The organism is Streptomyces sp. NPDC047042, from assembly GCF_040644035.1.
GTDB lineage: Bacteria > Actinomycetota > Actinomycetes > Streptomycetales > Streptomycetaceae > Streptomyces.
Window position 1 is genome coordinate 40,724 of sequence record NZ_JBEYVP010000034.1, and the last position, 21,194, is coordinate 61,917.

20 protein-coding genes are annotated in these 21,194 nt (G+C 70.0%); 16 read left to right on the forward strand and 4 right to left on the reverse strand.

The window, feature by feature from the left end; translation table 11 throughout:
* The first annotated feature begins 210 nt into the window (after positions 1-210).
* The 6 genes from ABZ855_RS34140 (at position 211) to ABZ855_RS34165 (ending at position 5,507) form a co-directional block, all read left to right on the forward strand.
* Positions 211-786 carry an FABP family protein gene (locus ABZ855_RS34140; RefSeq protein WP_360813422.1) on the forward strand — a complete coding sequence of 192 codons (576 nt, stop codon included), beginning with the start codon at positions 211-213 and terminating at the stop codon, positions 784-786.
* A gap of 325 nt (positions 787-1,111) precedes the next feature.
* Positions 1,112-1,780, forward strand: a complete 669-nt coding sequence (locus tag ABZ855_RS34145) for a hypothetical protein (RefSeq protein WP_360813424.1) — start codon at positions 1,112-1,114, stop codon at positions 1,778-1,780.
* Positions 1,773-3,353, forward strand: coding sequence for an N-6 DNA methylase (locus ABZ855_RS34150; protein ID WP_360813426.1), 1,581 nt, complete (start codon positions 1,773-1,775; stop codon positions 3,351-3,353). The genes ABZ855_RS34145 and ABZ855_RS34150 overlap by 8 nt, the downstream gene beginning before the upstream one ends.
* A complete protein-coding gene (locus ABZ855_RS34155) occupies positions 3,350-4,015 on the forward strand; it encodes a restriction endonuclease subunit S (protein WP_360813428.1) in 666 nt (221 codons plus the stop codon). Before ABZ855_RS34150 ends, ABZ855_RS34155 begins: the two co-directional genes overlap by 4 nt.
* 21 nt (positions 4,016-4,036) lie before the next feature.
* Positions 4,037-4,489, forward strand: a complete 453-nt coding sequence (locus ABZ855_RS34160; RefSeq protein WP_360813430.1) for a transcriptional repressor — start codon at positions 4,037-4,039, stop codon at positions 4,487-4,489.
* A gap of 52 nt (positions 4,490-4,541) precedes the next feature.
* Positions 4,542-5,507, forward strand: a complete 966-nt coding sequence (locus ABZ855_RS34165) for a folate-binding protein (protein ID WP_360813432.1) — start codon at positions 4,542-4,544, stop codon at positions 5,505-5,507.
* 16 nt (positions 5,508-5,523) lie between these two features.
* Here ABZ855_RS34165 and dtd read toward each other — a convergent pair whose 3' ends face one another.
* Positions 5,524-5,949 (reverse strand): D-aminoacyl-tRNA deacylase, encoded by a 426-nt coding sequence (dtd, locus tag ABZ855_RS34170; RefSeq protein WP_360813434.1) that lies wholly within the window; start codon positions 5,947-5,949, stop codon positions 5,524-5,526.
* Positions 5,950-6,094: 145 nt separating this feature from the next.
* Between dtd and ABZ855_RS34175 the strand changes: the two genes are divergently transcribed.
* The 3 genes from ABZ855_RS34175 (at position 6,095) to ABZ855_RS34185 (ending at position 9,349) form a co-directional block, all read left to right on the forward strand.
* Positions 6,095-6,724, forward strand: coding sequence for an aerial mycelium formation protein (locus tag ABZ855_RS34175; protein WP_360813437.1), 630 nt, complete (start codon positions 6,095-6,097; stop codon positions 6,722-6,724).
* Between the two features lie 199 nt (positions 6,725-6,923).
* Positions 6,924-8,195: a GNAT family N-acetyltransferase gene (locus tag ABZ855_RS34180; RefSeq protein WP_360813439.1), complete on the forward strand. Its 1,272-nt coding sequence runs from the start codon at positions 6,924-6,926 to the stop codon at positions 8,193-8,195.
* 269 nt (positions 8,196-8,464) lie between these two features.
* Positions 8,465-9,349 (forward strand): winged helix-turn-helix domain-containing protein, encoded by an 885-nt coding sequence (locus ABZ855_RS34185; protein ID WP_360813441.1) that lies wholly within the window; start codon positions 8,465-8,467, stop codon positions 9,347-9,349.
* A gap of 5 nt (positions 9,350-9,354) precedes the next feature.
* Here the strand turns inward: ABZ855_RS34185 and ABZ855_RS34190 are convergent, their stop codons facing one another.
* Positions 9,355-9,543, reverse strand: coding sequence for a hypothetical protein (locus tag ABZ855_RS34190; RefSeq protein ID WP_360813443.1), 189 nt, complete (start codon positions 9,541-9,543; stop codon positions 9,355-9,357).
* Between the two features lie 167 nt (positions 9,544-9,710).
* On the opposite strand from ABZ855_RS34190, the gene ABZ855_RS34195 reads away from it, so the two are divergent.
* Together ABZ855_RS34195 and ABZ855_RS34200 are read left to right on the forward strand one after the other, a co-directional pair.
* Positions 9,711-10,592 (forward strand): GntR family transcriptional regulator, encoded by an 882-nt coding sequence (locus tag ABZ855_RS34195; RefSeq protein ID WP_360813445.1) that lies wholly within the window; start codon positions 9,711-9,713, stop codon positions 10,590-10,592.
* Complete coding sequence (locus ABZ855_RS34200; RefSeq protein ID WP_360813447.1) at positions 10,592-11,368, forward strand: HAD family hydrolase; 777 nt, start codon at positions 10,592-10,594, stop codon at positions 11,366-11,368. Before ABZ855_RS34195 ends, ABZ855_RS34200 begins: the two co-directional genes overlap by 1 nt.
* Here ABZ855_RS34200 and ABZ855_RS34205 read toward each other — a convergent pair.
* On the reverse strand, positions 11,359-11,577 hold the full coding sequence (locus ABZ855_RS34205; RefSeq protein WP_360813449.1) for a hypothetical protein: 219 nt from the start codon (positions 11,575-11,577) through the stop codon (positions 11,359-11,361). The genes ABZ855_RS34200 and ABZ855_RS34205 overlap by 10 nt on opposite strands.
* Before the next feature lie 138 nt (positions 11,578-11,715).
* Here ABZ855_RS34205 and ABZ855_RS34210 point away from each other — a divergent pair, with 138 nt between their 5' ends.
* The 5 genes from ABZ855_RS34210 (at position 11,716) to ABZ855_RS34230 (ending at position 18,366) form a co-directional block, all read left to right on the forward strand.
* A complete protein-coding gene (locus tag ABZ855_RS34210) occupies positions 11,716-12,621 on the forward strand; it encodes a winged helix-turn-helix domain-containing protein (RefSeq protein WP_360813451.1) in 906 nt (301 codons plus the stop codon).
* A gap of 211 nt (positions 12,622-12,832) precedes the next feature.
* Entirely contained in the window at positions 12,833-15,031 is a 2,199-nt protein-coding gene (locus ABZ855_RS34215) for an aminoglycoside phosphotransferase family protein (RefSeq protein ID WP_360813452.1), read from the forward strand.
* A 50-nt stretch (positions 15,032-15,081) separates the two neighbouring features.
* Positions 15,082-15,723 carry a TetR family transcriptional regulator gene (locus ABZ855_RS34220; protein WP_360813454.1) on the forward strand — a complete coding sequence of 214 codons (642 nt, stop codon included), beginning with the start codon at positions 15,082-15,084 and terminating at the stop codon, positions 15,721-15,723.
* Positions 15,724-15,763: 40 nt separating this feature from the next.
* Positions 15,764-17,812, forward strand: coding sequence for an AAA family ATPase (locus tag ABZ855_RS34225; RefSeq protein WP_360813456.1), 2,049 nt, complete (start codon positions 15,764-15,766; stop codon positions 17,810-17,812).
* Positions 17,809-18,366, forward strand: coding sequence for an HAD domain-containing protein (locus ABZ855_RS34230; protein ID WP_360813579.1), 558 nt, complete (start codon positions 17,809-17,811; stop codon positions 18,364-18,366). The genes ABZ855_RS34225 and ABZ855_RS34230 overlap by 4 nt, the downstream gene beginning before the upstream one ends.
* A gap of 371 nt (positions 18,367-18,737) precedes the next feature.
* On the opposite strand, the gene ABZ855_RS34235 is transcribed toward ABZ855_RS34230, so the two are convergent.
* The gene (locus ABZ855_RS34235; protein ID WP_360813458.1) at positions 18,738-21,182 is read right to left on the reverse strand and encodes an excinuclease ABC subunit UvrA; all 2,445 of its coding nucleotides are present in this window, start codon (positions 21,180-21,182) and stop codon (positions 18,738-18,740) included.
* Between the last annotated feature and the right edge of the window lie 12 nt (positions 21,183-21,194).

Sequence of the window (21,194 nt, forward strand, 5' to 3'; positions counted from 1 at the left end):
CACCACCGGGCCCCGCGCCCCACCCGATCGTCTCGTCCGAGGAGCACCCCGTGCTTGAGGCATTCTTCGAAGCCCTGCTTGTTCTGGTCGCCGTCGGCGTTCTCGCCTTCGCCGGTCTGACGGTCAAGAAGCTGTACCAGGGCCAGCGCTGACCACTGTCTCCAGGAATCAGCCGACCCCCGTCTCCAGGAATCACAGGAACCGTCGCTCATGATCGAGATCCCGTCCGACCTTCACAAGGACCTCGTGCCCCTCGTCTTCCTGCTCGGCAACTGGGCAGGTGCGGGTGTGCACGACTTCCCCGGGTCCGAGAAGTGCAACTTCGGGCAGGAGGTCAGCTTCACGCATGACGGACGCGACTTCCTGGAGTACCACTCCCACTCGTGGGTGCTGGACGCCGAGGGCAACAAGGTCAGGCCGCTGGAGTCGGAGTCCGGCTACTGGCGGATCGACGCCGACCGCAAGGTCGAGGTCGTCATGGTCCGCCAGGACGGTGTCGTCGAGGTCTGGTACGGCGAGCTGGCCGCCAAGAAGCCGCAGATCGACATCGTGACGGACGCGGTGGCCCGCACGGCGGCCTCGGGGCCGTACAGCGGCGGCAAGCGGCTGTACGGGTACGTGAACAGCGACCTGATGTGGGTCGGCGAGAAGCAGACCCCGGAGGTCGAGCTGCGCCCGTACATGTCGGCCCAGCTGAAGAAGGTCGTCACCCCGGAAGACGTCGAACGCTGGGCGAAGGCCCTGCCGGACGACCTGCCGGACGACGGGATCGCGTTCTTCAAGTAGGGCGGGCGCGACGGGCAGGAAGTGCAGGAAGTGAAACAGAGGGCCTCGCGGTGTGCGCGGGGCCCTGTTTCACACCCCTACAGGGGTTAACAGATCCCATCGCACTGCAATGCGCTTGCTCTGGCTGACTACTACCGGCTATCGTTGGGATCAACGCACGGAACCCCGGTCGCAATTGGAGTGCGACCGGGGTTCCGACAAGCCGTGCCCTGACTGGCATGCAAGCAGAGGCGGGCCAGAGCGTTCGGAATCGACTTTAGCACAGCGCTCATTCCGTAAGGAGAAATCGTCCCGGGCATCCGTGTGTCCGGAAGAAGGGGGAACAGTGGTCGACAGGATGCCCGAGTGGATGAAGCGGTACTTCTCCAAGCCGCGGCTCAAGCCCTACCTGCGCGCCGCCGGGGGAGATCCCCAGGCCGCGATGAGGTTGTACCGGTGGAACGTCGAGGCGTCGGCGGCTCTGTACGCCCCGCTGCAGTGCGTCGAACTCGCCGTGCGCAACGCCCTGCACGACTGCCTGGTCACCAAGTACGGCCGTCCCGACTGGTGGAAGGTGGCGCCGCTCGAACGGGGAGGGCTTGACCTCGTCGCCAAGGCGGAGAAGAAGTGTGCGGACAACGAGAAGAGGCGGGCGAAGGAGCAGAAGCGGCGCAGACGGCCGATCACCGTCGACGACGTGGTCACGGAGCTCACCTTCGGCTTCTGGGCGACCCTGCTCGTGTCCCGCTACGACCGTGCCTTCTGGGTACCCACTCTGCACAAAGCGTTCCCGTACGCCGGCCGTCGTGACGACTTGTACGACGACCTGTGGGCCGTGGTCGGTCTGCGCAACCGGGTCATGCACCACGAGCCCATCCACCAGGAGGACCCTGGCGCCGCTCATGCCAGGATCTACCGGGTGCTGGAGGCACTCAGCCCTGACCTGGCCAAGGAGGTGGAGGCGATGGACGGGTTCCCGGCCGTGCTCGCGCGCAAGGACGATCCCCTTGAGTGACGTCGGCGAGGTACTGGTCTCGCGCTCCGATATCGCCCGGATGGCGGGGGTGAAGCGCCCCGCCGTCACCAACTGGGAACGGCGCCACCCGGACTTCCCCGCCCCCGTCGGAGGCGGGAACCTCGACAGGTTCCGCGCGGACCAGGTCCTGGAGTGGCTGTCCGGCCGTACGATCCCGGCCAACGCGCTGGAGCTCGGCGAGCTCACGGGGACGACGTACGGCGACCGGTTCCGGGCGGGCCTGAGCGGGCATCGGTCCGGGAGCCTGCTGTCGGCCGTGGAACAACTGGGCGCGCAGGACGCGGAGCGGCTGCGTGGACGGCTGCGCATGTCCGAATACCTGTACGTGTTGCTGTCCCTGGTCTTCGTCCAGATCCGGGAGCCGGAGCGGTGGTCACGCTTCGTCAAGGACCCGGAGACCGCCCTGCGGGATCTTGACGGGCCGGGGCAGGGGCACGGGGAGGTGCCGCTGCCCGAGGTCATTCGGATTCTGGACAACAATCCGCCCGCGTCCCCGGACGACACCCGCCAGGCCTTCGACCGCCTCCTCGAGTTCCTGGGCAACTCGGACGCGAGAGCGGCCGCGGAGTACCACACGCCCCGGTCGGTGAGCCGGGTCATGGCACGGGCCCTGGCCGCCCAGGGCTCCGCGAAGCGGTTGCATGACCCCTTTGTCCGTACGGGCGAACTCCTGTCCGCGTACCTGGACGCGGTCGCAGAGCAGGGCGGCGGGGTGCCCGAGTCCGTCACCGGCCGCGCCGACAGCGAGTGGACCATGGAACTCGCCCACATGAACATCGTGCTCCACGGCGCGCGACACGCCCGTATCCTCCCCGGATCCAGGTACGCCGCGCGGAACGACGACCTCGGCGACCTGCGGGCCTCCTTCGATGTGGTGATCACGAATCCGCCCTTCGGCAGCACGGCCCGCCTGCCGCATTACACGCCGAGACACTGGCGCTACGGCGAATCCCGTTCCGCGGAGTTCGACTGGCTCCAGTACGTGGTCTCCCGCCTCGCCCCCGAAGGCCGCGCCGCCGTTCTCATGCCCGCCGGCGCCGCCTCCCGCAGCAGCGCCGAGCGGCGGACGAGGGCCTCGATGATCGAGGACGGCGTGGTCGAGTGCGTGATGTCCCTGCCGTCGCGGCTCTTCGAACTGACCGCGATCCAGACCCACATCTGGTTCCTGCGCGCCCCTCGCGGCCGCCCGGAGCCGGTCCTCTTCGTGAACGGGGCGGATCTGGGCAACATGGCCACCCGGACACGCCGCGCGCTGGCGAACGAGGACATGGACCGGCTGGTGCGGGCATACACGTCGTGGCGCGAGTCCGGACAGGGTGTGCAGCCGGGACTCAGCCGGGCGGTGCGTTTCGCGGAGATCGCGGCACAGGACCACCGACTGGAACCCGCGCTCTACGTACGTGAAGACCTGCCGCCGGTGGGCGCCTCTGACGCCGTGGCCGTGGCACGGGACCGTCTGGCGGAGCTGTCGGATGAACTCGAGAGGCTGCGCGAGCAAGCGAAGATGATCGACCGCCTCGTAGAGCTACGGCTGAGGAGGTACGGACTGTGAGCGACCCAACCGGCGGCCCGGCGCCCCTGCCCGAGGGCTGGCAGCGACTTCCCCTGCGCGATCTGTGCTCCTTCCAGGTCGGACCGGCGGTCAAGGGCAAGGAGCGCACGGACGCGGACGAGGGCGTACCGCTCGTGCTGCCCCGGGACGTCGTCCACCAGCGGATCACTCCGGCCGAGAGCATCGGGGTCGTCCTGGAGCGGGCGCGCATGCTGCAGAAGTACCGGCTCATCGAGGGGGACGTACTCGTCGTCCGCACCGGTACCGTCGGCCGGTGCGCCATGGTCACCGGTGAGCAGGAGGGCTGGCTGTACCACGCGAACCTCTTCCGGCTCCGGCTTTTCGACGACCCGGACCGGTCCCTGGCGGCCTATCTGACCGGGTATCTGAGCGCGGGCTTCGCGCAGAGCTGGATGCACCAGCGGTCGGCCAGCGCGGTGATCCCGTCGCTGAGTACGCGTGAACTGGGCGAGCTCCCCGTCTTCGTGCCTCCGCCCGCCGAGCAGCGCGCCATCGGCGCGACTCTTGCCGCGCTCGACGAAAAGGTCCGCCTCCACACGGAGATCGCCAGGGCGACGGGAGAATTCCGCGGCACGCTCGCCGATCTCCTCATGACGGGAGTCCTGTCCCCGGAGGGCCCGGAGAGTGATGCCCGTCCCTGACCGCGGCCTAGACTGGACGACGTGGTGAGCACCGACTGGAAAAGTGATCTGCGGCAGCGCGGTTACCGGCTGACCCCGCAGCGACAGCTTGTCCTCGAAGCCGTGGACACCCTTGAGCACGCGACCCCCGACGATCTCCTCGTGGAAGTACGGAAGACGGCCTCGGGGGTCAACATTTCCACGGTCTACCGGACCCTGGAGCTGCTGGAGGAGCTGGGGCTGGTCAGTCACGCCCATCTCGGCCACGGCGCACCGACCTACCATCTCGCCGACCGGCACCACCACATCCATCTCGTCTGCCGCGACTGCGACAACGTGATCGAGACGGATGTGGCCGTCGCCGCGGACTTCACCGCCAAGCTTCGCGAGGACTTCGGGTTCGAGACCGACATGAAGCACTTCGCGATCTTCGGCCGCTGCAAGGACTGCTCGCTCAAGGCGCTCAAGGATCACAGGGATCGCAAGGATCTCTAGGAACTCAAGGGTTCAACTACCGACTCGTAGGCGTCGTCGTAGGCTGGTGTGCATGAAGAGCCCCCTGCTGTCCCTGCCCGGCGCCGTTCCCGCCGAGGGGGTGGACGAAGGCGTCGCCGCGCACTACGGCGAACTGTTCCGCGAACAGCGTGCCCTCGCCGAGGGCACCGGATTCGTCGACCTCTCCCACCGCGGCGTGATCACCGTCACCGGCGACGACCGGCTGAGCTGGCTGCACCTGCTGCTCACCCAGCACGTCAGCGACCTGCCCGTGGGCCAGGCCACCGAGGCGCTGGTGCTGTCCGCGCACGGCCACATCGAGCACGCGCTGTACCTCGTCGACGACGGCACGACCACCTGGGCCCATGTGGAGCCCGGAACCCAGGAGGCGCTGATCGCCTACCTGGAGTCGATGAAGTTCTTCTACCGGGTCGAGGTCGCCGACCGGACGGACGAGTTCGCGGTCGTCCATCTTCCGGCGGGGGCCATCGCGGAGGTCCCCGGCGGTGTCGTCGTACGCGAGACGGCGTACGGGCGTGATCTGTTCCTTCCCCGCGCCGAACTGGAGTCGTACGCCGAGAAGGCCGGGCCCGCGGCAGGGCTGCTGGCCTACGAGGCGCTGCGCGTCGAGCAGCACCGGCCGCGTCTCGGCTTCGAGACCGACCACCGGACCATCCCGCACGAGCTGGGCTGGATCGGTACGGCGGTGCATCTGCAGAAGGGCTGCTACCGGGGCCAGGAGACGGTCGCCCGGGTCCAGAACCTGGGCAAGCCGCCGCGCCGGCTCGTGTTCCTGCACCTCGACGGCAGCGAGGTCCACCTGCCCCCGGCCGGCACGGAGATCCGCCTCGCGGACGACGGCCCCGACGGGCGGAAGATCGGGTTCATCACGACGTCCGTACGACACCACGAGCTCGGCCCGGTCGCGCTCGCGCTGGTGAAGCGGAACGTGGCGGTGGACGCGCGGCTGGTCGCCGATACGACGGCTGCCGCACAGGAGGTCGTGGTCGAGCCGTAGCTCCCGTACGGCCCGCTCACATCTCGATGAGGACCGTGAACGGGCCGTCGTTCGTCAGGCTCACCCGCATCTGGGCGCCGAAGCGGCCCGTCGCCACCGTCGCGCCCAGGGAACGGAGTTGGGCGACCACCTCGTCCACGAGCGGCTCGGCGACGTCCCCGGGGGCTGCCGCGTTCCAGGTCGGGCGGCGGCCCTTGCGGGCGTCCCCGTACAGGGTGAACTGGCTGATGACCAGGAGCGGGGCGTCGATGTCCGAGCACGACTTCTCGTCCGCCAGCATGCGAATCGACCATAGTTTGCGGGCCAGTTGGGCCGCCTTCTCCTTCGTGTCCTCGTGCGTGACCCCGACCAGGACACACAGGCCCTCGCCCGTGATCTCGCCGGTCACCTCGCCGTCCACGACGACGCTCGCGCCGTCCACTCTCTGCACCACCGCTCGCATACGCCCATCATGCCGTGCCGTCCGCGCAGAGATTCTTTTTGATCCTTAAGCCCCTATCTGGGCCGTTCGGGGGGACTCGGTCACATAGCGGTCACTTGGGGTGGCACGATGCTCCCATTCGCCTGTCGAGGGGACGTAGAGGCACATGAGCACACCGAGTCCCGGGCGGCCTCATACGGCCGCCCGGCCGCCCGAGCAGCGCAACGCGGCCCCGGCCGCACCGGCCTCGTCGGCCACTCCGGTCGCATCGATCAGTTCGCTGCTGGCTCCCGTTCCGGCCGGACACGACCTCACCGTGCTCCGGCTGTCCGAGCTGCGCGTCCTGCGCCGGGACGCCCAGCGCGACGAGGCCGACCTCAGTTACGTACGGCGGCTGCTGCAGGGGCGCATCGACATCCTGCGGGCGGAGCTGGCGCGGCGCGGGCCCACGTCCGTGGTCGCGGTGGGGGAGGGGTCGGTCGTCGAGCGGCTGTCGGAGATCCTTACGGACGCGCCGGCCCGGCACCGGTCGTCGGCACGGCACGTGACGCTGGGGACGCCGCACAGCGAGGAGTACGGGCGGCTGGCGGCGGAGATGCTGGCCGAGGTCGAGCTGTCGGATCTGGATGCGCGTACGGATGTTGAGCTGACGGTGGCGATGGGGCGGTTGGTGGGGTATGAGCAGCAGGTTTCGTTGCGGCGGCAGGGGTTGCAGCGGACGGCTGACGATTGCAGTGGGGAGATCGCGCGGCGGTATCGGGAGGGGGAGGCGCAGGTGGAGGACCTGCTGATCTGATTTCGCCCCCGCCGCCCCTACCCGTCCCATCCCGTTCCTGGGGGCTGCGCCCCCAGACCCCCGCTGGGTATGTCAGCCCCTCCGGCGTTTGAGGAGCGGGGGTTCGGGGGCAGCGCCCCCGAGGATGGGACGGGTAGGGGCGGCGGGGGCGAAGGAAAAGGCCGCGACACCTCCGCCGGGGTCCCCCTAGCCTGACCCCATGACCCCCCGCGCCGACATCGCCATACGCACCGTCACCGAGGACGGACTCCGGGAGTGGATCAGAGCCCTGAGCACCGGGTTCCTTCGGTCCCCCGAGGTCACCGACGTGGAGCTCGAGGCCCGCCGCGGAGGCTTCCTCCCGGGCCGCAGCCTCGGCGCGTACGACGGCGATCGCTGCGTCGCCACCTTCCGCTCGTTCCCGCAGGAACTGAGCGTCGGCGCCGGCAAAACCGTCCCCGCCGACGCGATCTCGAACGTCACCGTGTCCCCCACCCACCGCCGCCGAGGCCTCCTCACCCGCATGATGACCCAGGACCTCGCCGCCGCGAAGGAACGCGGGGATGTCGTCGCCACGCTGATCGCCGCCGAGTACCGGATCTACGGGCGCTACGGCTTCGGGCCCGCCACCTGGGCCTCCGAGTGGACGATCGACGTACCGCGCGCGGGCCTGGACCCCCGCTGGGCGGGCCCGGCGGACGGCGGCCGTATCGACCTCGTGGACGCGGCGGACGTACGCAAGCTGGGCCCCGACCTGCACGCGCGGCTCGCGCGGCGGCAGCCGGGTGCCGTCAGCCGGGACGAGCGCTGGTGGCAGGTCAACACGGGGCAGGTGCGGTTCGGGGAGTCGTGGGACGAGCCCTTCTACGCCGTCTACCGTTCCGCTGACGGCGAGGTCGAGGGGCTGGTGTCGTACGAGGCCGACGACAAGTGGGACGCCAAGCAGCCGCAGGACACCGCCGACGTGAACTGGCTGATCGCCACGACACCGGCCGCCGAGCGCGCCCTGTGGCAGTACCTCTGCTCGATCGACTGGATCACCAAGGTCAAGACCGGCTGGCGCGCCCCGGACGACCTGCTCCCCTTCTTCCTGCCGGACCCGCGCGCGGCCAGGATCGCCACGCACGCGGACTGGCTGTGGGTGCGGATCCTGGATGTCGTACGGGCTCTGGAGGCGCGTCCGTACGACGTCACGGCGGCCGGTGGCAGCCGTGGTCTGGTGCTGGAGGTCGTCGACGAGGCCGGGTTCGCCGGGGGGCGGTATCGGCTCGAGGTGTCAGGGGAAGGCGTCGGGTCCTGCACGGCCGGTGTCCGCGAGGCCGCCGAAATCACCCTGGATGTAAGGGAGTTGGCGGCGCTGTGGCTCGGCGACGAGTCGGCGGTGCGGCTGGCGGCGCTGGGGAGGGTGCGGGAAGAACGAGCGGGCGCCGCCCGTACGGCCGACGCCCTGCTGCGTACGTCCAGGCGACCTTGGTGCCCGGACATCTTCTGATGCGCTCATGATGCGCTTCTGATGCACTTCTGGTGCGCGTCTGGTGTGCTGGTGATTCGCTTTTGAGTCGACCTCCGTTCCGGTCGTGGTGGTGGCGGGCGAGCTCCAGGCTCCCCTCCGGAGAAGAGTTCGCCGCCAACCACTGGAAGGTTTCGCCATGTTCCTGAAGTTGGTCACCAACTTCACTGTACTTATCTCCACTTGGAGGCGTCTCATAACCACCTTCACTTGAACTCCACAAAGATGGCGGGAAGTTGTAGGGTTTTGTTGTGGAGCCCCAGAGGTCACACCAGGCGGTGGCCGACGCCCTGCGCACCCGGATCAGGTCCGGTGAGCTGCGGCCGGGCCAGCGCATGCCCACCCAGGCCAGGCTGGCCCAGGAGTTCGGCGTCGAGCGGGGTGCCGTGCGGAAGGCGCTGGGCATCCTGCACACCGAGCGGCTGCTGACCAACGTCAGCAAGGGCAGCCCGGCGACGGTCGCGCCCGACCCCGGGCCCGCGCTGACCGGCCCCGCCGCCCCGCCGTTGCCCACGACCGTCGCCCTCGCGCCGCGTATCGAGGCGGCCTTCGCGGCGCCCCACGTGAAGATCGACGCCCTGTGTCTGACGTCCGTGTCGCTCACCCTCGCCATCGGGGAGCCGCTGCGGCACATTCACGCCGGACGGCTGAATCCGGCCAGGATCGACGTCCGGGTGCTGCTGCCGAGCCGTGACATCGACCTCGCGTTCCCCTCGCCGGTGGAGTCGGCGGACGGTTCCCCCGCCGGGGCCTCGGCCACCGGCCGGCTGCAACGCCGCTGGCTGGCCCAGCGCAACGCCCAGGGCCAGGTGCTCCGGCACAATCTGCGTGCCCTGCGTACGTCCCACGGCATCGACGTACAGGTGACGTTCCGGGCGCTGCCGTTCACCCCACCCGTGAAGCTGTATCTGCTCAACGAGGCGGAGGCGCTCTTCGCGTACTACACGCTGAAGAGGCGCGAGGCGGAGATCGACCACGAGCAGGTGGAGATGTACGACGCCGAGGGCGTCCGGTCGATGCTGTTCGCGTTCGAGCGGGGTGCCGGGCTGCGCGACACGACGTTCGTCGAGCAGTCGCGGCTGTGGTTCAACGCGCTGTGGGAGACGATCAGTTCGGATCTGGTGCTCACCGGCTGACGCACTCACAAGGCTGGACCTGTGACCAGCAGGGCGAGTACGACGGCTCCGATGGAGCTGATGGTCGCGTTCCTGGCCTTGATGCCTATGGTGAGCAGCAGCAGTCCGACGACCCCGGAGGTTCCGTACTGCCAGCTGATGAACTGCTGGAAGCCGCTGATGAAGACGGCGGCGAGGAGAGCGATGGCGGGCATGGTGGTTCCTCCTTCAGGCTTTCGGGTGGCAGGTGCAGATCCAGTGCGGCAAGGTGTTTGCCAACTTCGTCGAGTTGGCACCAACTCTGAGTAGGTTGTCCCCACTTGGCCACTACTCATAAACAACTTTCAAACAACTCCACAAAGATGGATCGGAGTTGTAGCGTTTGGTTGTGACCCAGGAGAACGTGGCAGTGAACGGCAGCAGAAGACGGTCGCCCCAGGAGATCGCCGCCGCCCTGCGCGACCGCATCCGCACCGGCGACCTCCGGCCCGGTGACCGCCTGCCCACACAGGCGGAGCTGTCCGAGGAGTTCGGCGTCGAGCGCGGTGCCGTACGGGAGGCGCTGCGCATCCTGCAGGCCGAGCGGCTGCTGACCAACGTCAGCAAGGGCAGCCCGCCGCGCGTCGCGGAGGTGACCCCGCCCCGGGAGGGACCCCAGCCGACGATGGTGGGGCTGGCGCCGCGTCTGACGGACGCGTTCTCCGCGCCGCACGTCCGTGTCGACGCGGCCTGCCTCACCGCGGAGAGCCTGATGCTGGCGGTCGGTGAGCCGGTGCGGCTGGTCCACGAGGGCCGCATCCGTCCCCAGTCGATCGACGTACGCATCCTGCTGCCGTCCCGGGACATCACGCTGGCCTTCCCGGTGCCTGTCGAGGGGCGCAGCGAGGACGACCCTGTGCACCAGCGCTGGTTGGCTCAGCGCAACGCACAGGGCCATGTGCTCCGGCACAATCTGCTGGCCCTGCGCTCGTCCCACGGCATCGACGTACGGGTGACGTTCCGGGCGCTGCCGTTCACCCCGCCGGTGAAGCTGTACCTGCTCAACGGGACGGAGGCGCTGATGGCGTACTACATGATCGCCCGCCGTGAGGAGCCGGTGGAGAGCGGAGCGCCGCTGGACATGTACGACGCCCTGGGGACGGAGTCGCTCCTCTTCTCCTTCGAAAAGGGTGCCGGGGAACGGGACACGGCGTTCGTCGAGCAATCCCAGAAGTGGTTCGACGCCCTCTGGGAAACCATCACGACGGACCTGACACTCTCCTAGTGACCTCTGATACGACACAGACCGAACTGGCGTCCGCCGTGACCGAGCCCGTGATCGACTCCGCGACCGAGGACCTGAGGGAACTGATCGCCAGAGCGCGTGTCGTGCTCTGGGACTTCGACGGGCCGATCTGCCGGCTGTTCGCGGGGCACTCGGCGGAACAGGTGGCCATCGAGCTGGTGGTCTGGCTCGAGCGACAGGGGTTGCACGGCCTCCTCACGGCGGCCGAACGGGAATCCCCCGACCCGCATGTCGTCCTTCGCGCCGTCAACCTGCGCCACCCCGGCAGCGACCTGGTGGAGGAGCTGGAGGAACGTCTCACCCAGGAGGAACTGCGGGCAGTGCCCGGGGCGATGCCCACGGCGTACGCAGACGTTCTGATACAGACCTGGCAGGCGGTCGGCGCCCGCCTCGCGATCACCACGAACAACTCCGCGAGAACGGTGCGCAGTTATCTCCAGGAACGCGAGCTGACGAGGTGCTTCTCCCCGCACGTCTATGGCCGCACCCAGAACCTCCATCTGCTCAAGCCGGACCCGTACTGCCTCAACCTCGCCCTGGAGAGGATGGGCGCGGCTCCGTCCACCGCCCTGATGATCGGCGACAGCCCGGCGGACTACCGGGCGGCGTGCCGGGCCGGAGTGCCCTTCCTGGGCTACGCGCGTAACGAGCGCAAGGAGAAGGAGCTCAGAGCCGTGGGCGCACAGCTGATCGTGGATTCGTTCGAGCCGGTACTGGGTGTGGTTCGCGGTCTGTCGGGAACAGGTCAGGCCTGAATCATCAACAGGGTGAACACCATCGCCGCGCCGACGGCCAGCCCGGTGTGGCGGGCGCGCACGCCCACGGCGACCGCGGCGATGAGCAGCAGGCCCAGCACTCCGAGTACCTGCTGGGCCAGTCGTCCCAGGAGGAACTCGCAGAGCGCGCGGGCCGCTTGGAGCATGAGCATGTCCCCCACCCACCCCTTCCACTTTGCGGGAAGCATTCAACTGACCGTCCAATGTGACTGGTTGGCCTGAGAGTGGTCTGCCCGGCCTGGTTGATCCCTTAACCGGCCTGGTAGTTGATGGTTCAGTTGACTGGAATCTGTTTGGTTGTGGACCGGGAGCGGTACGGTCGAGGTGTGGAAAATGAGGAAGGGCGGCAGCCCGCCGACGGTGGCGGCAGGGCGTTCGACCGGGTAGCCGACGCCCTGCGGCACCGGATCGCGCAGGGGGTGTACCCCCTGCGCTCCCAGCTGCCCCCGCAGCGAGCGCTCGCCGACGAGTTCGCGGTGTCCCGGGACACTGTGCAGCGTGTGTTGAGGGAGCTGCGCGACGAGGGCTGGATCGAGTCCCGGCAGGGCAGCGGATCCCGGGTCGTCAAGGCGCGGGCGGTGCGATCCTCGACCGTCCCGGCCGGCGCGTCGCCGCCGGCGGTGACCCTGGGGCCACTCATCAGCGAAGCCTTCGAGCAACCCGAGGTCGATCTGGACGTCTACGCCCTGACGTCGGAGTCACTGGCCACGCACATCCAGCTCCAGCTGGAACGGATCAGAGCCGGCCTGATCAGGCCCTCGCGCATCACCCTGCGCCTGCTCCTGCCCACCGCGTCGGTCGACCTGCCCTATCTGCGGGCGGCCGACCCCAAGGACACTCCGCGGCTGAGGCAGCGTCTTGTCGACCTCACGCTCCGGCATGTGGAGTCGTCGTGGCGGACGCTGCGAGAACTGCGCGCCGAAGGGCTGGTGTCCGTGGCCGAGTTCAGTGTCCGCAGCGTGCCGATCGCCCCGACCTGGAAGCTGTACCTCATCAATGGCGTCGAGGCGCTGCACGGCCTGTACGTCCCGGTGCGGCGGCCGGTCGTCCTGGACAGCGGTGAGGAGATCCCGGCGCTCGACGTGTTGGGCCTCGGAGCCCCGCTGACCCGGTTCGTCCGGGACGCCGACCCGAACTCGCGGGGGTCGCTCTTCGTCGAGGGCGCACAGGGCTGGTTCGACGCCACCTGGGATCAACTGGGCCTGGAGCAGGACTGGAGTTCCGTCCGGTAGCATGCCCGCACCAAGTGAGCAACCGCTCCCGTCCTTGCGTATGAGAAGGCGAACACGCCTGCCTCGGACGATCTGATGCAGATGAGTGGCAAACCCACTCGTTGTGGCCAATGAGCCCGGGCTCCGGTCGTGCTGGACGCACCCCTGTGCATAGCGTTTGCCCAGCTGTGCGTTCTTTTCTCCACCTCGCGCGAGCAACCAGGAGCGGCCAGTGGGCGCACCCCCTGTTCCCCGGCCCCCCCAGCGGGAACGATCCACCGGCGCGCGGCCCGACGTCGTGTCCGCGTTCGTGCGGCAGGCCCCGCAGCTGGGAGTGGAGCGCGGTGGGCACCACAACCGCAACCATGTGCTCCCGCTGCCCGAGACCGTGTCGCATGTGGTCCCCGGCGAGGCGGGTTCGCGGGTGCTCGTGCGGGTCCGCCGGGCGGACGCGTTGCCGGTGGTGATCCGGACCTGGGAGCGTGAGTCGGCGATTCTGCACGCCGTCCAGGGAGTCGTGCCCCGGGCGCCGAAGTGTCTCGTCTCGCGCCCCGGCTTCGCGATCCACAGCTATGTGGACGGCGTACCGCTCTCCGAGGTGTCCGAGAACGGCAAACCGGTCGGCGCCCCGGTGGTCAAGGCGCTCGCGGAACTGATGTCCCAGGTGTCCCAGGTGCGCAGAGAGTCGTTGCCGAGCAGTCTGCCGCGCAACGAGAAGGACGGGCAGGGTTTCCTGCGGATGCTCGCGCACCGCGCGGATCGTGACATCCGGCAGTCCAATTGGGCTGTCTACGGTGGGCTGTTCGTCGCCCTGGGGGTCCCGGCGGACGCGCTGATCCGGATGGCTCAGCGGGTGCCCGTGATGGCCCGCAGGCCCTACAGCCTGCTGCACGCGGACCTGCACCGGGACAACGTGATCGTCACCTGCCACAACGATCCTTCTTCCCTCGCCTCCGTCGACTGGGAGCTGGCCACCTACGGTGACCCCCTGCACGACCTCGCCATCCACCTCGTACGTATGAGGTACCCGGACTTCCAGTGGAACGAGGTCGTGGACGCCTGGGCCGAGGCGATGCAGGCGACCCGGCCCGGTGCCGTCAACGGTCTGGAGCGGGACCTGCCGCGCTATGTGGCCTTCGAGCGGGCACAGTCCGTGTTTCCCGACGTCATGCGGGCGGCGCGCTCACTGGAAAAAACGTTCGACCAGGAGTCTCTCGCCGAGGCCACATCCGCGGTGAGCGCGGCGCTGAAAGAGGCGGCCGAGCCGCTGGGACTGGCCGATGTGCCGAGCGTGGCGGCGATCGAACAGGTCCTGTACCGCTGGCAGATGTCGTCGTCCCGGGAGGGTGACGGCGGGGGTGAGGGCGGCGGGGGGCGGCCGGCCATCCGCTGGACACCGGACAGGCGGGTCCCGGAGCGCCCCGAGTTTCCGCACGCCGCTGTGCGCCGCGCGCTGCTGGCCGAGGGCGCGGCACCGGCCGACCGGGTGTTCAAGGGGACCGCGCACCTCAACTCGGTGGTCCGGGTCGAGGGCGTCGACTTTCCCGTGGTGGTCCGGCGGCAGGTGGCGGCGAAGGCCAGTCGGCTCGAGTCGAGCTTCCTGAGCGAGCACGCAGTGCTCCAGGCCATCGAGGAGTCGGGCGCCCAGGTGGCGACGCCACGGGTTCTCGCCCTGGGCACCAGCTATCGCGGAGAGAGCTTCGCCGTCCACACGTATGCCGGCCGGCGGGACCTCGAACAGGCCCCCGGCCATCCGGTGGGCGGGCTCCTTCCGCACGAGGCGGACGCGCTCGTCGACCAGCTCGCCGCCCTGACGGGGGTCGACTACCACGGACTCGACCCGATGGCGGGCGGGGGGCACTTCTACCCCTGGCTGAGCGAGCAACTCGTCGTCCTCGTGGGCTCGTTGCCGCGTGAGTCGCAGCAACTGGCCAGGCTCCTCGGTCTGCCCGACGCCGACCGGCTCCGGGAGATCCTGGGCCGGCACGTGGTCAGCGACCGTGAACCGTCCTTGCTGCACGGTGACTTGAACCCCTGGAACCTCGTACGCCGGGACGACCGGATGGCGCTGACCATCATCGACTGGGAGATGGCGGTGGTCGGCGACCCGCTCTACGACCTGGTCCGCCACATGCACCTCACGCCGACCCGCTCGGAGATCCGCGAGCGCATGTTCAGCAGGTGGTCGCGGACGCTGACCCCCGAGTACACCGACAACTGGCAACGGGACTGGCGTGCGTACCGGGACATCGAGATCGTACGATCCGCCTACATCGACCTGGACCGGCTGGTCACCGGCGCGGGACTGGACGCCCCCAACGTCCGCCGGGCGGTCGAGTCGTACGCGATGACGCTGGCCTCGGCCACGGCCGCGCTCGGTCTGCCGACCCGTTCCCCGGAGAATCCGTACCTGGCGCGGGCGTTGGCCTAGCGGGACGGCGGTGCGGGCGCACGGGTCGCGGCAGTGCGTACCCTCGCCCCATGGCAGGAACAGGGCTGCGCGAGCGCAAGAAGCAGCAGACGTACCGACACGTGTCCGACATCGCGATCCGGCTCTTCCTCGAGAAGGGCTTCGACGCGGTGTCCGTCGCGGAGATCGCCGCCGCCGCCGGGATCTCCAAGCCGACGCTGTTCCGGTACTTCCCGGCCAAGGAGGACCTCGTCCTGCACCGCTTCGCGGATCACGAGGACGAGGCGGCGCGGGTGGTGCGGGCGGCCGGGGCGGGGGTGTCGCCGGTCGAGGCGCTGCGTCGGCACTTCCTCGACGGGCTGAGCCGCGAGGACCCGGTCACCGGCCTCAACGGCGCCCCCGGGGTGCTCGCCTTCCACCGGCTGCTCTACGGCACCCCCTCGCTGGTCGCACGGGCGTACGAGTACCAGCAGCGCTCGGAGGCCGTACTCGCCGTCGCCCTCGGCGACACCCTGGCGGCCCGGCTGGCGGCCGGCCAGATCATCGCCGTACTGCGGATCCTTGCCCAGGAGAACTGGCGGCGGATCGCGGCGGGGGAGACGGTGGAGGCGGTCCGGGGGGACGCGGTCGCGGCGGCGGAGGGGGCGTTCCGGCAGCTGGAGGCCGGGTTGCCGTGGCTGCGGGCGGGGGATGTGAGCAACGCTACCGGGTAAAATATTTAACTCGGTTACGGTAAATCGGTACGGTGGTGGAATGACGTCACCGCTCCGTGATTCCCTGCGCCGCGAACGCGCCCATCACGACATCTGCCGCGCCGCCCTCACCGCGATGATCGACGGCGCCCGGGAACACGTCGTCACCGGCGAGGACGTCTCCGCCTCCGGGGCCGACGCGGAGGTACTCGGATACCAGCTGCGCAGCAAGGCGAAGGCGCTGGGTGAACTGCCCGAAGGGCCCCTGTTCTTCGGCCGGTTGGACTTCGACGGCGGCGACCGGGGCGGCGAGCACCGCGGCGAGAGCTATCACATCGGGCGCCTGCGGATCAGCGAGCACCCGACCCGCCCGCCCCTCGTCGTGGACTGGCGGGCCCCCGTCTCCCGGGCCTTCTACCAGGCGAGCGCACGCGACCCGCAGGGCGTGGCCGTACGACGCCGGTTCGGCTGGGCACCCGGCAGCACGGGCGACTCCGCCGACCTGACCGGCCTGGAGGACGAACACCTGGACCATCCCGTCTCCGGGGAGCCGGCCGGTCCGGCGGGCGGTGCGGACGGGCTGGTCGCCCGGGAGATCGCGCGGCCCCGGGTCGGGCCCATGCGGGACATCGCGGCGACGATCCAGCCCGAACAGGACGACCTCGTACGGGCGGGCCTCGGCGTTTCCGTGTGCGTGCAGGGCGCCCCCGGCACCGGCAAGACGGCCGTGGGGCTGCACCGGGCCGCCTACCTCCTCTACACGTACCCCCAACGCGTCCAGCGCGGCGGCCTGTTGATCCTCGGCCCCAACCGCACGTTCCTCTCCTACATCTCCGAGGTCCTGCCCGCCCTCGGTGAGACGGGCGTGAGGCAGTCGACGGTCACGGACGAGATCGCGGGCCATCCGGTACGCGGGGAGGACGACGAACGGGCCGCCGTCGTGAAGCACGACGCGCGGATGGCGGAGGTGCTGCGCCGCGCGCTGTACGCACGGGTGAAGGTCGAGGGATATGCCAACTCCCTCGAGGTGCCCGACGATTCGTACCGCTGGCGGATCTCCGCGGCGGAGCTGGCGCGGATCGTGGCCGGCGTACGGGCCGAGGAGCCGCCGTACGCCGTGGGGCGTGAGCGCGTACGGACGCGGGTCGTGAACCGTATCCAGCGGGAGGCGGAACGGCGTGCCGGCCCGCAACCGAACGCGTGGGTACGGCGGATCGAGCGGGCGCGGCCGGTGGGGGCGTACGTCGAGGCGGTGTGGCCGCGGGTGCGTCCGGAGGAGGTGGTGGCCGAACTCCTGTCGGACGCCGGGGCGTTGGCGCGAGCGGCCGAGGGACTGTTGACGGAGGACGAGCAGCGGGCGGTTTGCTGGGCGCGTCCCCCGAGATCGTGGAAGTCGGCGCGGTGGTCGGCCGCCGATCTGGTCCTCCTCGACGAGGTCGCCGGGCTGATCGAGCACCCCGAGGGATACGGCCATGTCGTGATCGACGAGGCCCAGGACCTCTCCCCGATGGAGTGCCGGGCCATCGCACGCCGGGTGCCGTACGGCTCGGTGACGGTCCTGGGCGACCTGGCCCAGGGCACCACACCGTGGGCGGCACGGGAGTGGGGGCCCTTGCTGGGCCACCTGGGCAAGCCGGACGCCACGGTGATCCCGCTGACTGTCGGGTTCCGGGTGCCGAAGACGGTGGTCGCCTTCGCCAACCGACTCCTGGCCCGCCTGGACGTACCGGTGCCGCCGGCCCGATCCCTGCGCGGAGACGGGGAGTTGAGGGTGGTGACGGCGACCGACATCGCGGCGGAGACGCTGGCGGCGGTGCGCCGGGCGCTGGCCGGGGAGGGCTCGGTGGGTGTCGTCGCGGCGGACGGGGAGGTGGCGGCCGTCCGGGAGGTGCTGGATGCCGCGGGCGTGACGGTGAGCGGAGGACGGGTCGCGGTGATGCCGGCGACGGCGGTGAAGGGGCTGGAGTGGGACCACGTGGTCGTGGTGGAACCGGCGGCGATCGCGGAGGCGGAGGGCACGACCGGGCGCGGTCTGCATCGGCTGTACGTGGTGCTGACCCGGGCGGTGTCCCGGCTGGAGGTCGTACACGGGAGGGCGCTGCCGTTCTGAACCCGCCTCTAGTGTTCCTGGATGTCGACGGCCCGCTGATCCCGTTCGGCGGCACCCCGAAACAGTATCCGGACGGCTACCCGACGCACCGGCCCGCCCGGCCGCTGCCACTCCCGGCGGCGGGGACCAACCCCCTGCTGCCCCGGATCAACCCGGCCCTCGGCCCTCGACTGGCCGCGCTGGCCTGCGAGTTGGTGTGGGCGACGACGTGGATGGACGAGGCGAACGAGATGGTCTCCCCGTGGCTGGGCCTGCCCACCCTCCCGGTGGCGAACTGGCCGGACCCGGACCCGTACGCGGACCCGTACGCCGGTGACCTGCCTGGCGGGCCAGGCGCGGCCACCGCGCCCGGCGTGCACTGGAAGACCCGCCCGCTCGTCGATCTCGCCGCCGGGCGGGACTTCGTGTGGCTCGACGACGAGGTGACCGATGCCGACCGCCGCTGGGTGGCCCAACACCACCCCGGCCGCGCCCTGTTGCACCGTGTCGACCCCCGACACGGCCTGCGGGACGCGGACTTCGTGGTCGTCGAGGAGTGGCTCCGAGAGTCGTGAGAGCGGCGGGCGCGACTCACGAAGCCCCTCGGGCCACTGCCGCGGCCGACGGCCTCCGGCGCCCGGCTCGTCCGGCGCCCGGCTCGTCCGGCGCCCTGCCCGTCCGGCGCCCGGCTCGTCCGGCCTCCGGCTCGTCCGGCGCCTGGCCCGTCCGGCCTCCGGCTCGTCCGGCGCCCGGCCCGTCCGGCCTCCGGCTCGTCCGGCGCCCGGCCCGTCCGGCCTCCGGGCCAGATGGAGCGCGGGCCAGCCGGAGCGCGGCCCGGCACGCTCGGTTCGGTCCGGGTGTCGGAGTTCACCGGGATGTCCAGCCGTCCGGCCGAGGCGGGTAGGGCGGTTGGTTGAGCAGGGGGCAGTCCTGCTTGCGCCCCTGCTCAAGCCCCGACGTACCCCGCCAGATGCTCCCCCGTCAGCGTGCTGCGGGACGCCACCAGGTCTGTCGGGGTGCCCTCGAAGACGATGCGGCCTCCGTCGTGGCCCGCGCCCGGGCCCAGGTCGATGATCCAGTCCGCGTGGGCCATGACCGCCTGGTGGTGCTCGACCACGATCACCGACTTGCCGGAGTCCACGATCCGGTCGAGCAGGCCGAGCAGATGTTCGACGTCGGCGAGGTGGAGGCCGGTCGTCGGCTCGTCGAGGACGTACACGCCACCCTTCTCGCCCATGTGGGTGGCCAGCTTCAGGCGCTGGCGTTCGCCGCCGGACAGGGTCGTGAGGGGCTGGCCGAGGCTAAGGTAGCCGAGGCCGACGTCCGCGAGCCGGTCCAGGACGCGGTGCGCGGCCGGCGTACGCGCCTCGCCCGCCCCGAAGAACTCCTCCGCCTCCGTCACCGACATCGCGAGCACCTCGGCGATGTCCCGGCCGCCGAGACGGTATTCCAGGACCGCCGCCTGGAACCGCTTCCCCTCACAGTCCTCGCAGGTCGTGGCCACCCCGGCCATCATCGCCAGGTCGGTGTAGATGACACCGGCACCGTTGCAGGTCGGGCAGGCGCCCTCGGAGTTCGCGCTGAAGAGGGCCGGCTTGACCCCGTTGGCCTTGGCGAACGCCGTACGGATCGGGTCGAGCAGCCCGGTGTACGTCGCAGGATTGCTGCGCCGGGAGCCGCGGATCGGCGTCTGGTCGACCGCCACCACACCCTCGCCGACGGCACCCCGCGTCTCGACCAGCGACCCGTGGATGAGCGAGCTCTTGCCCGACCCGGCGACCCCGGTCACCACGCACAGCACCCCGAGCGGGATGTCCACGTCAACGCCCTGGAGGTTGTGCTTCGTCGCGCCCCGGATGGGCAGCGTGCCGGTGGGCTTGCGGATCGCCTCCGCCGCCTTCAGCGCGGAACGGTCGTCGAAGTGGCGTCCGGTGACCGTACCGCCGCTCCGCAGCCCCTCCACGGTCCCCTCGAAACAGACCGTGCCGCCCGCCGTACCGGCGCCGGGGCCCAGGTCGACGATGTGGTCGGCGATCGCGATCACCTCGGGCTTGTGCTCGACCACGAGCACGGTGTTGCCCTTGTCGCGCAGCCGCAGCAGCAGGTCGTTCATGCGCTGGATGTCGTGCGGGTGCAGGCCGATCGTCGGTTCGTCGAACACGTACGTGATGTCGGTGAGGGCGGAACCGAGATGGCGGATCATCTTCACGCGCTGCGCCTCGCCACCCGACAGCGTGCCCGAGGCGCGGTCGAGCGCGAGATAGCCGAGACCGATCTCCACGAACGAGTCCAGCGTGTGCTGGAGCGCGGTGAGCAGCGGCGCGACCGACGGCTCGTCGAGGCCACGGACCCACTCCGCCAGGTCCCGGATCTCCATCGCGCAGGCGTCCGCGATGCTGATCTTGCCGATCCTCGACGACCTGGCCCCCTCGCTGAGCCGGCTGCCCTCGCACTCGGGACAGGTCGTGAAAGTGACCGCCCGTTCCACGAACGCCCGGATGTGCGGCTGCAGCGCCTCCTTGTCCTTGGACAGGAACGACTTCTGGATCTTGGGGATCAGCCCCTCGTAGGTGAGGTTGACGCCGTTGACCTTGACCTTCGTCGGCTCGCCGTAGAGGAAGTCGTGCATCTCCTTCTTCGTGAACCGGCGGATCGGCTTGTTCGGGTCGAGGAAGCCGGACTGGGCGTAGAGCCCCACGGTCCACTGGCTGTCCGACTTCCACCCCGGGATGGTGAACGCGCCCTCCGCGATCGACTTGGAGTCGTCGTACAGCTGTGTGAGGTCGATGTCGGAGACCGCGCCCCGGCCCTCGCAGCGCGTGCACATACCGCCGGTGCGGTTGTAGGTCGCCTTCACCGCCTTCTTGTTGCCGACGGCGATCGCCCCGCTGCTGCGGACCGACGCGGTGTTGAAGGAGTACGCGCTCGGCGGCCCGATGTGCGGATCCCCCAGCCTGCTGAAGAGGATGCGCAGCATCGCGTTGGCGTCGGTGGCGGTGCCGACCGTGGAACGCGGGTCGGCGCCCAGCCGCTGCTGGTCGACGATGATCGCGGTCGTCAGCCCCTCGAGTACGTCCACCTCGGGGCGCGCCAGCGTCGGCATGAACCCCTGGACGAACGCGCTGTACGTCTCGTTGATCAGCCGCTGCGACTCGGCGGCGATCGTGTCGAACACCAGCGAGCTCTTGCCCGAACCGGAGACCCCGGTGAACACCGTCAGCCGACGCTTCGGCAGCTCGATACTGACGTCCTTGAGGTTGTTCTCGCGCGCGCCGTACACACGGATCAGGTCGTGGCTGTCGGCACCGTGCGCCGCGTCGGTCACGCCCGCCGCGCCGGCCGAGCCCGCCGCGTCGGCCGCCTGCGAGTCCGTCCTCGTGGTCCTGCTCATCGGGTCTCCGTC

What these genes read in the sequence shown, in the direction of transcription:
- ABZ855_RS34175 (WP_360813437.1), top strand. Translation starts at nt 6,095, where the DNA reads ATGAGCACACCGAGTCCCGGGCGGCCTCATACGGCCGCCCGGCCGCCC.
- ABZ855_RS34205 (WP_360813449.1), bottom strand. Translation starts at nt 11,577, where the DNA reads ATGCTTCCCGCAAAGTGGAAGGGGTGGGTGGGGGACATGCTCATGCTC.
- ABZ855_RS34180 (WP_360813439.1), top strand. Translation starts at nt 6,924, where the DNA reads ATGACCCCCCGCGCCGACATCGCCATACGCACCGTCACCGAGGACGGA.
- ABZ855_RS34190 (WP_360813443.1), bottom strand. Translation starts at nt 9,543, where the DNA reads ATGCCCGCCATCGCTCTCCTCGCCGCCGTCTTCATCAGCGGCTTCCAG.
- ABZ855_RS34225 (WP_360813456.1), top strand. Translation starts at nt 15,764, where the DNA reads ATGACGTCACCGCTCCGTGATTCCCTGCGCCGCGAACGCGCCCATCAC.
- ABZ855_RS34220 (WP_360813454.1), top strand. Translation starts at nt 15,082, where the DNA reads ATGGCAGGAACAGGGCTGCGCGAGCGCAAGAAGCAGCAGACGTACCGA.
- ABZ855_RS34140 (WP_360813422.1), top strand. Translation starts at nt 211, where the DNA reads ATGATCGAGATCCCGTCCGACCTTCACAAGGACCTCGTGCCCCTCGTC.
- ABZ855_RS34235 (WP_360813458.1), bottom strand. Translation starts at nt 21,182, where the DNA reads ATGAGCAGGACCACGAGGACGGACTCGCAGGCGGCCGACGCGGCGGGC.
- dtd (WP_360813434.1), bottom strand. Translation starts at nt 5,949, where the DNA reads ATGCGAGCGGTGGTGCAGAGAGTGGACGGCGCGAGCGTCGTCGTGGAC.
- ABZ855_RS34165 (WP_360813432.1), top strand. Translation starts at nt 4,542, where the DNA reads ATGAAGAGCCCCCTGCTGTCCCTGCCCGGCGCCGTTCCCGCCGAGGGG.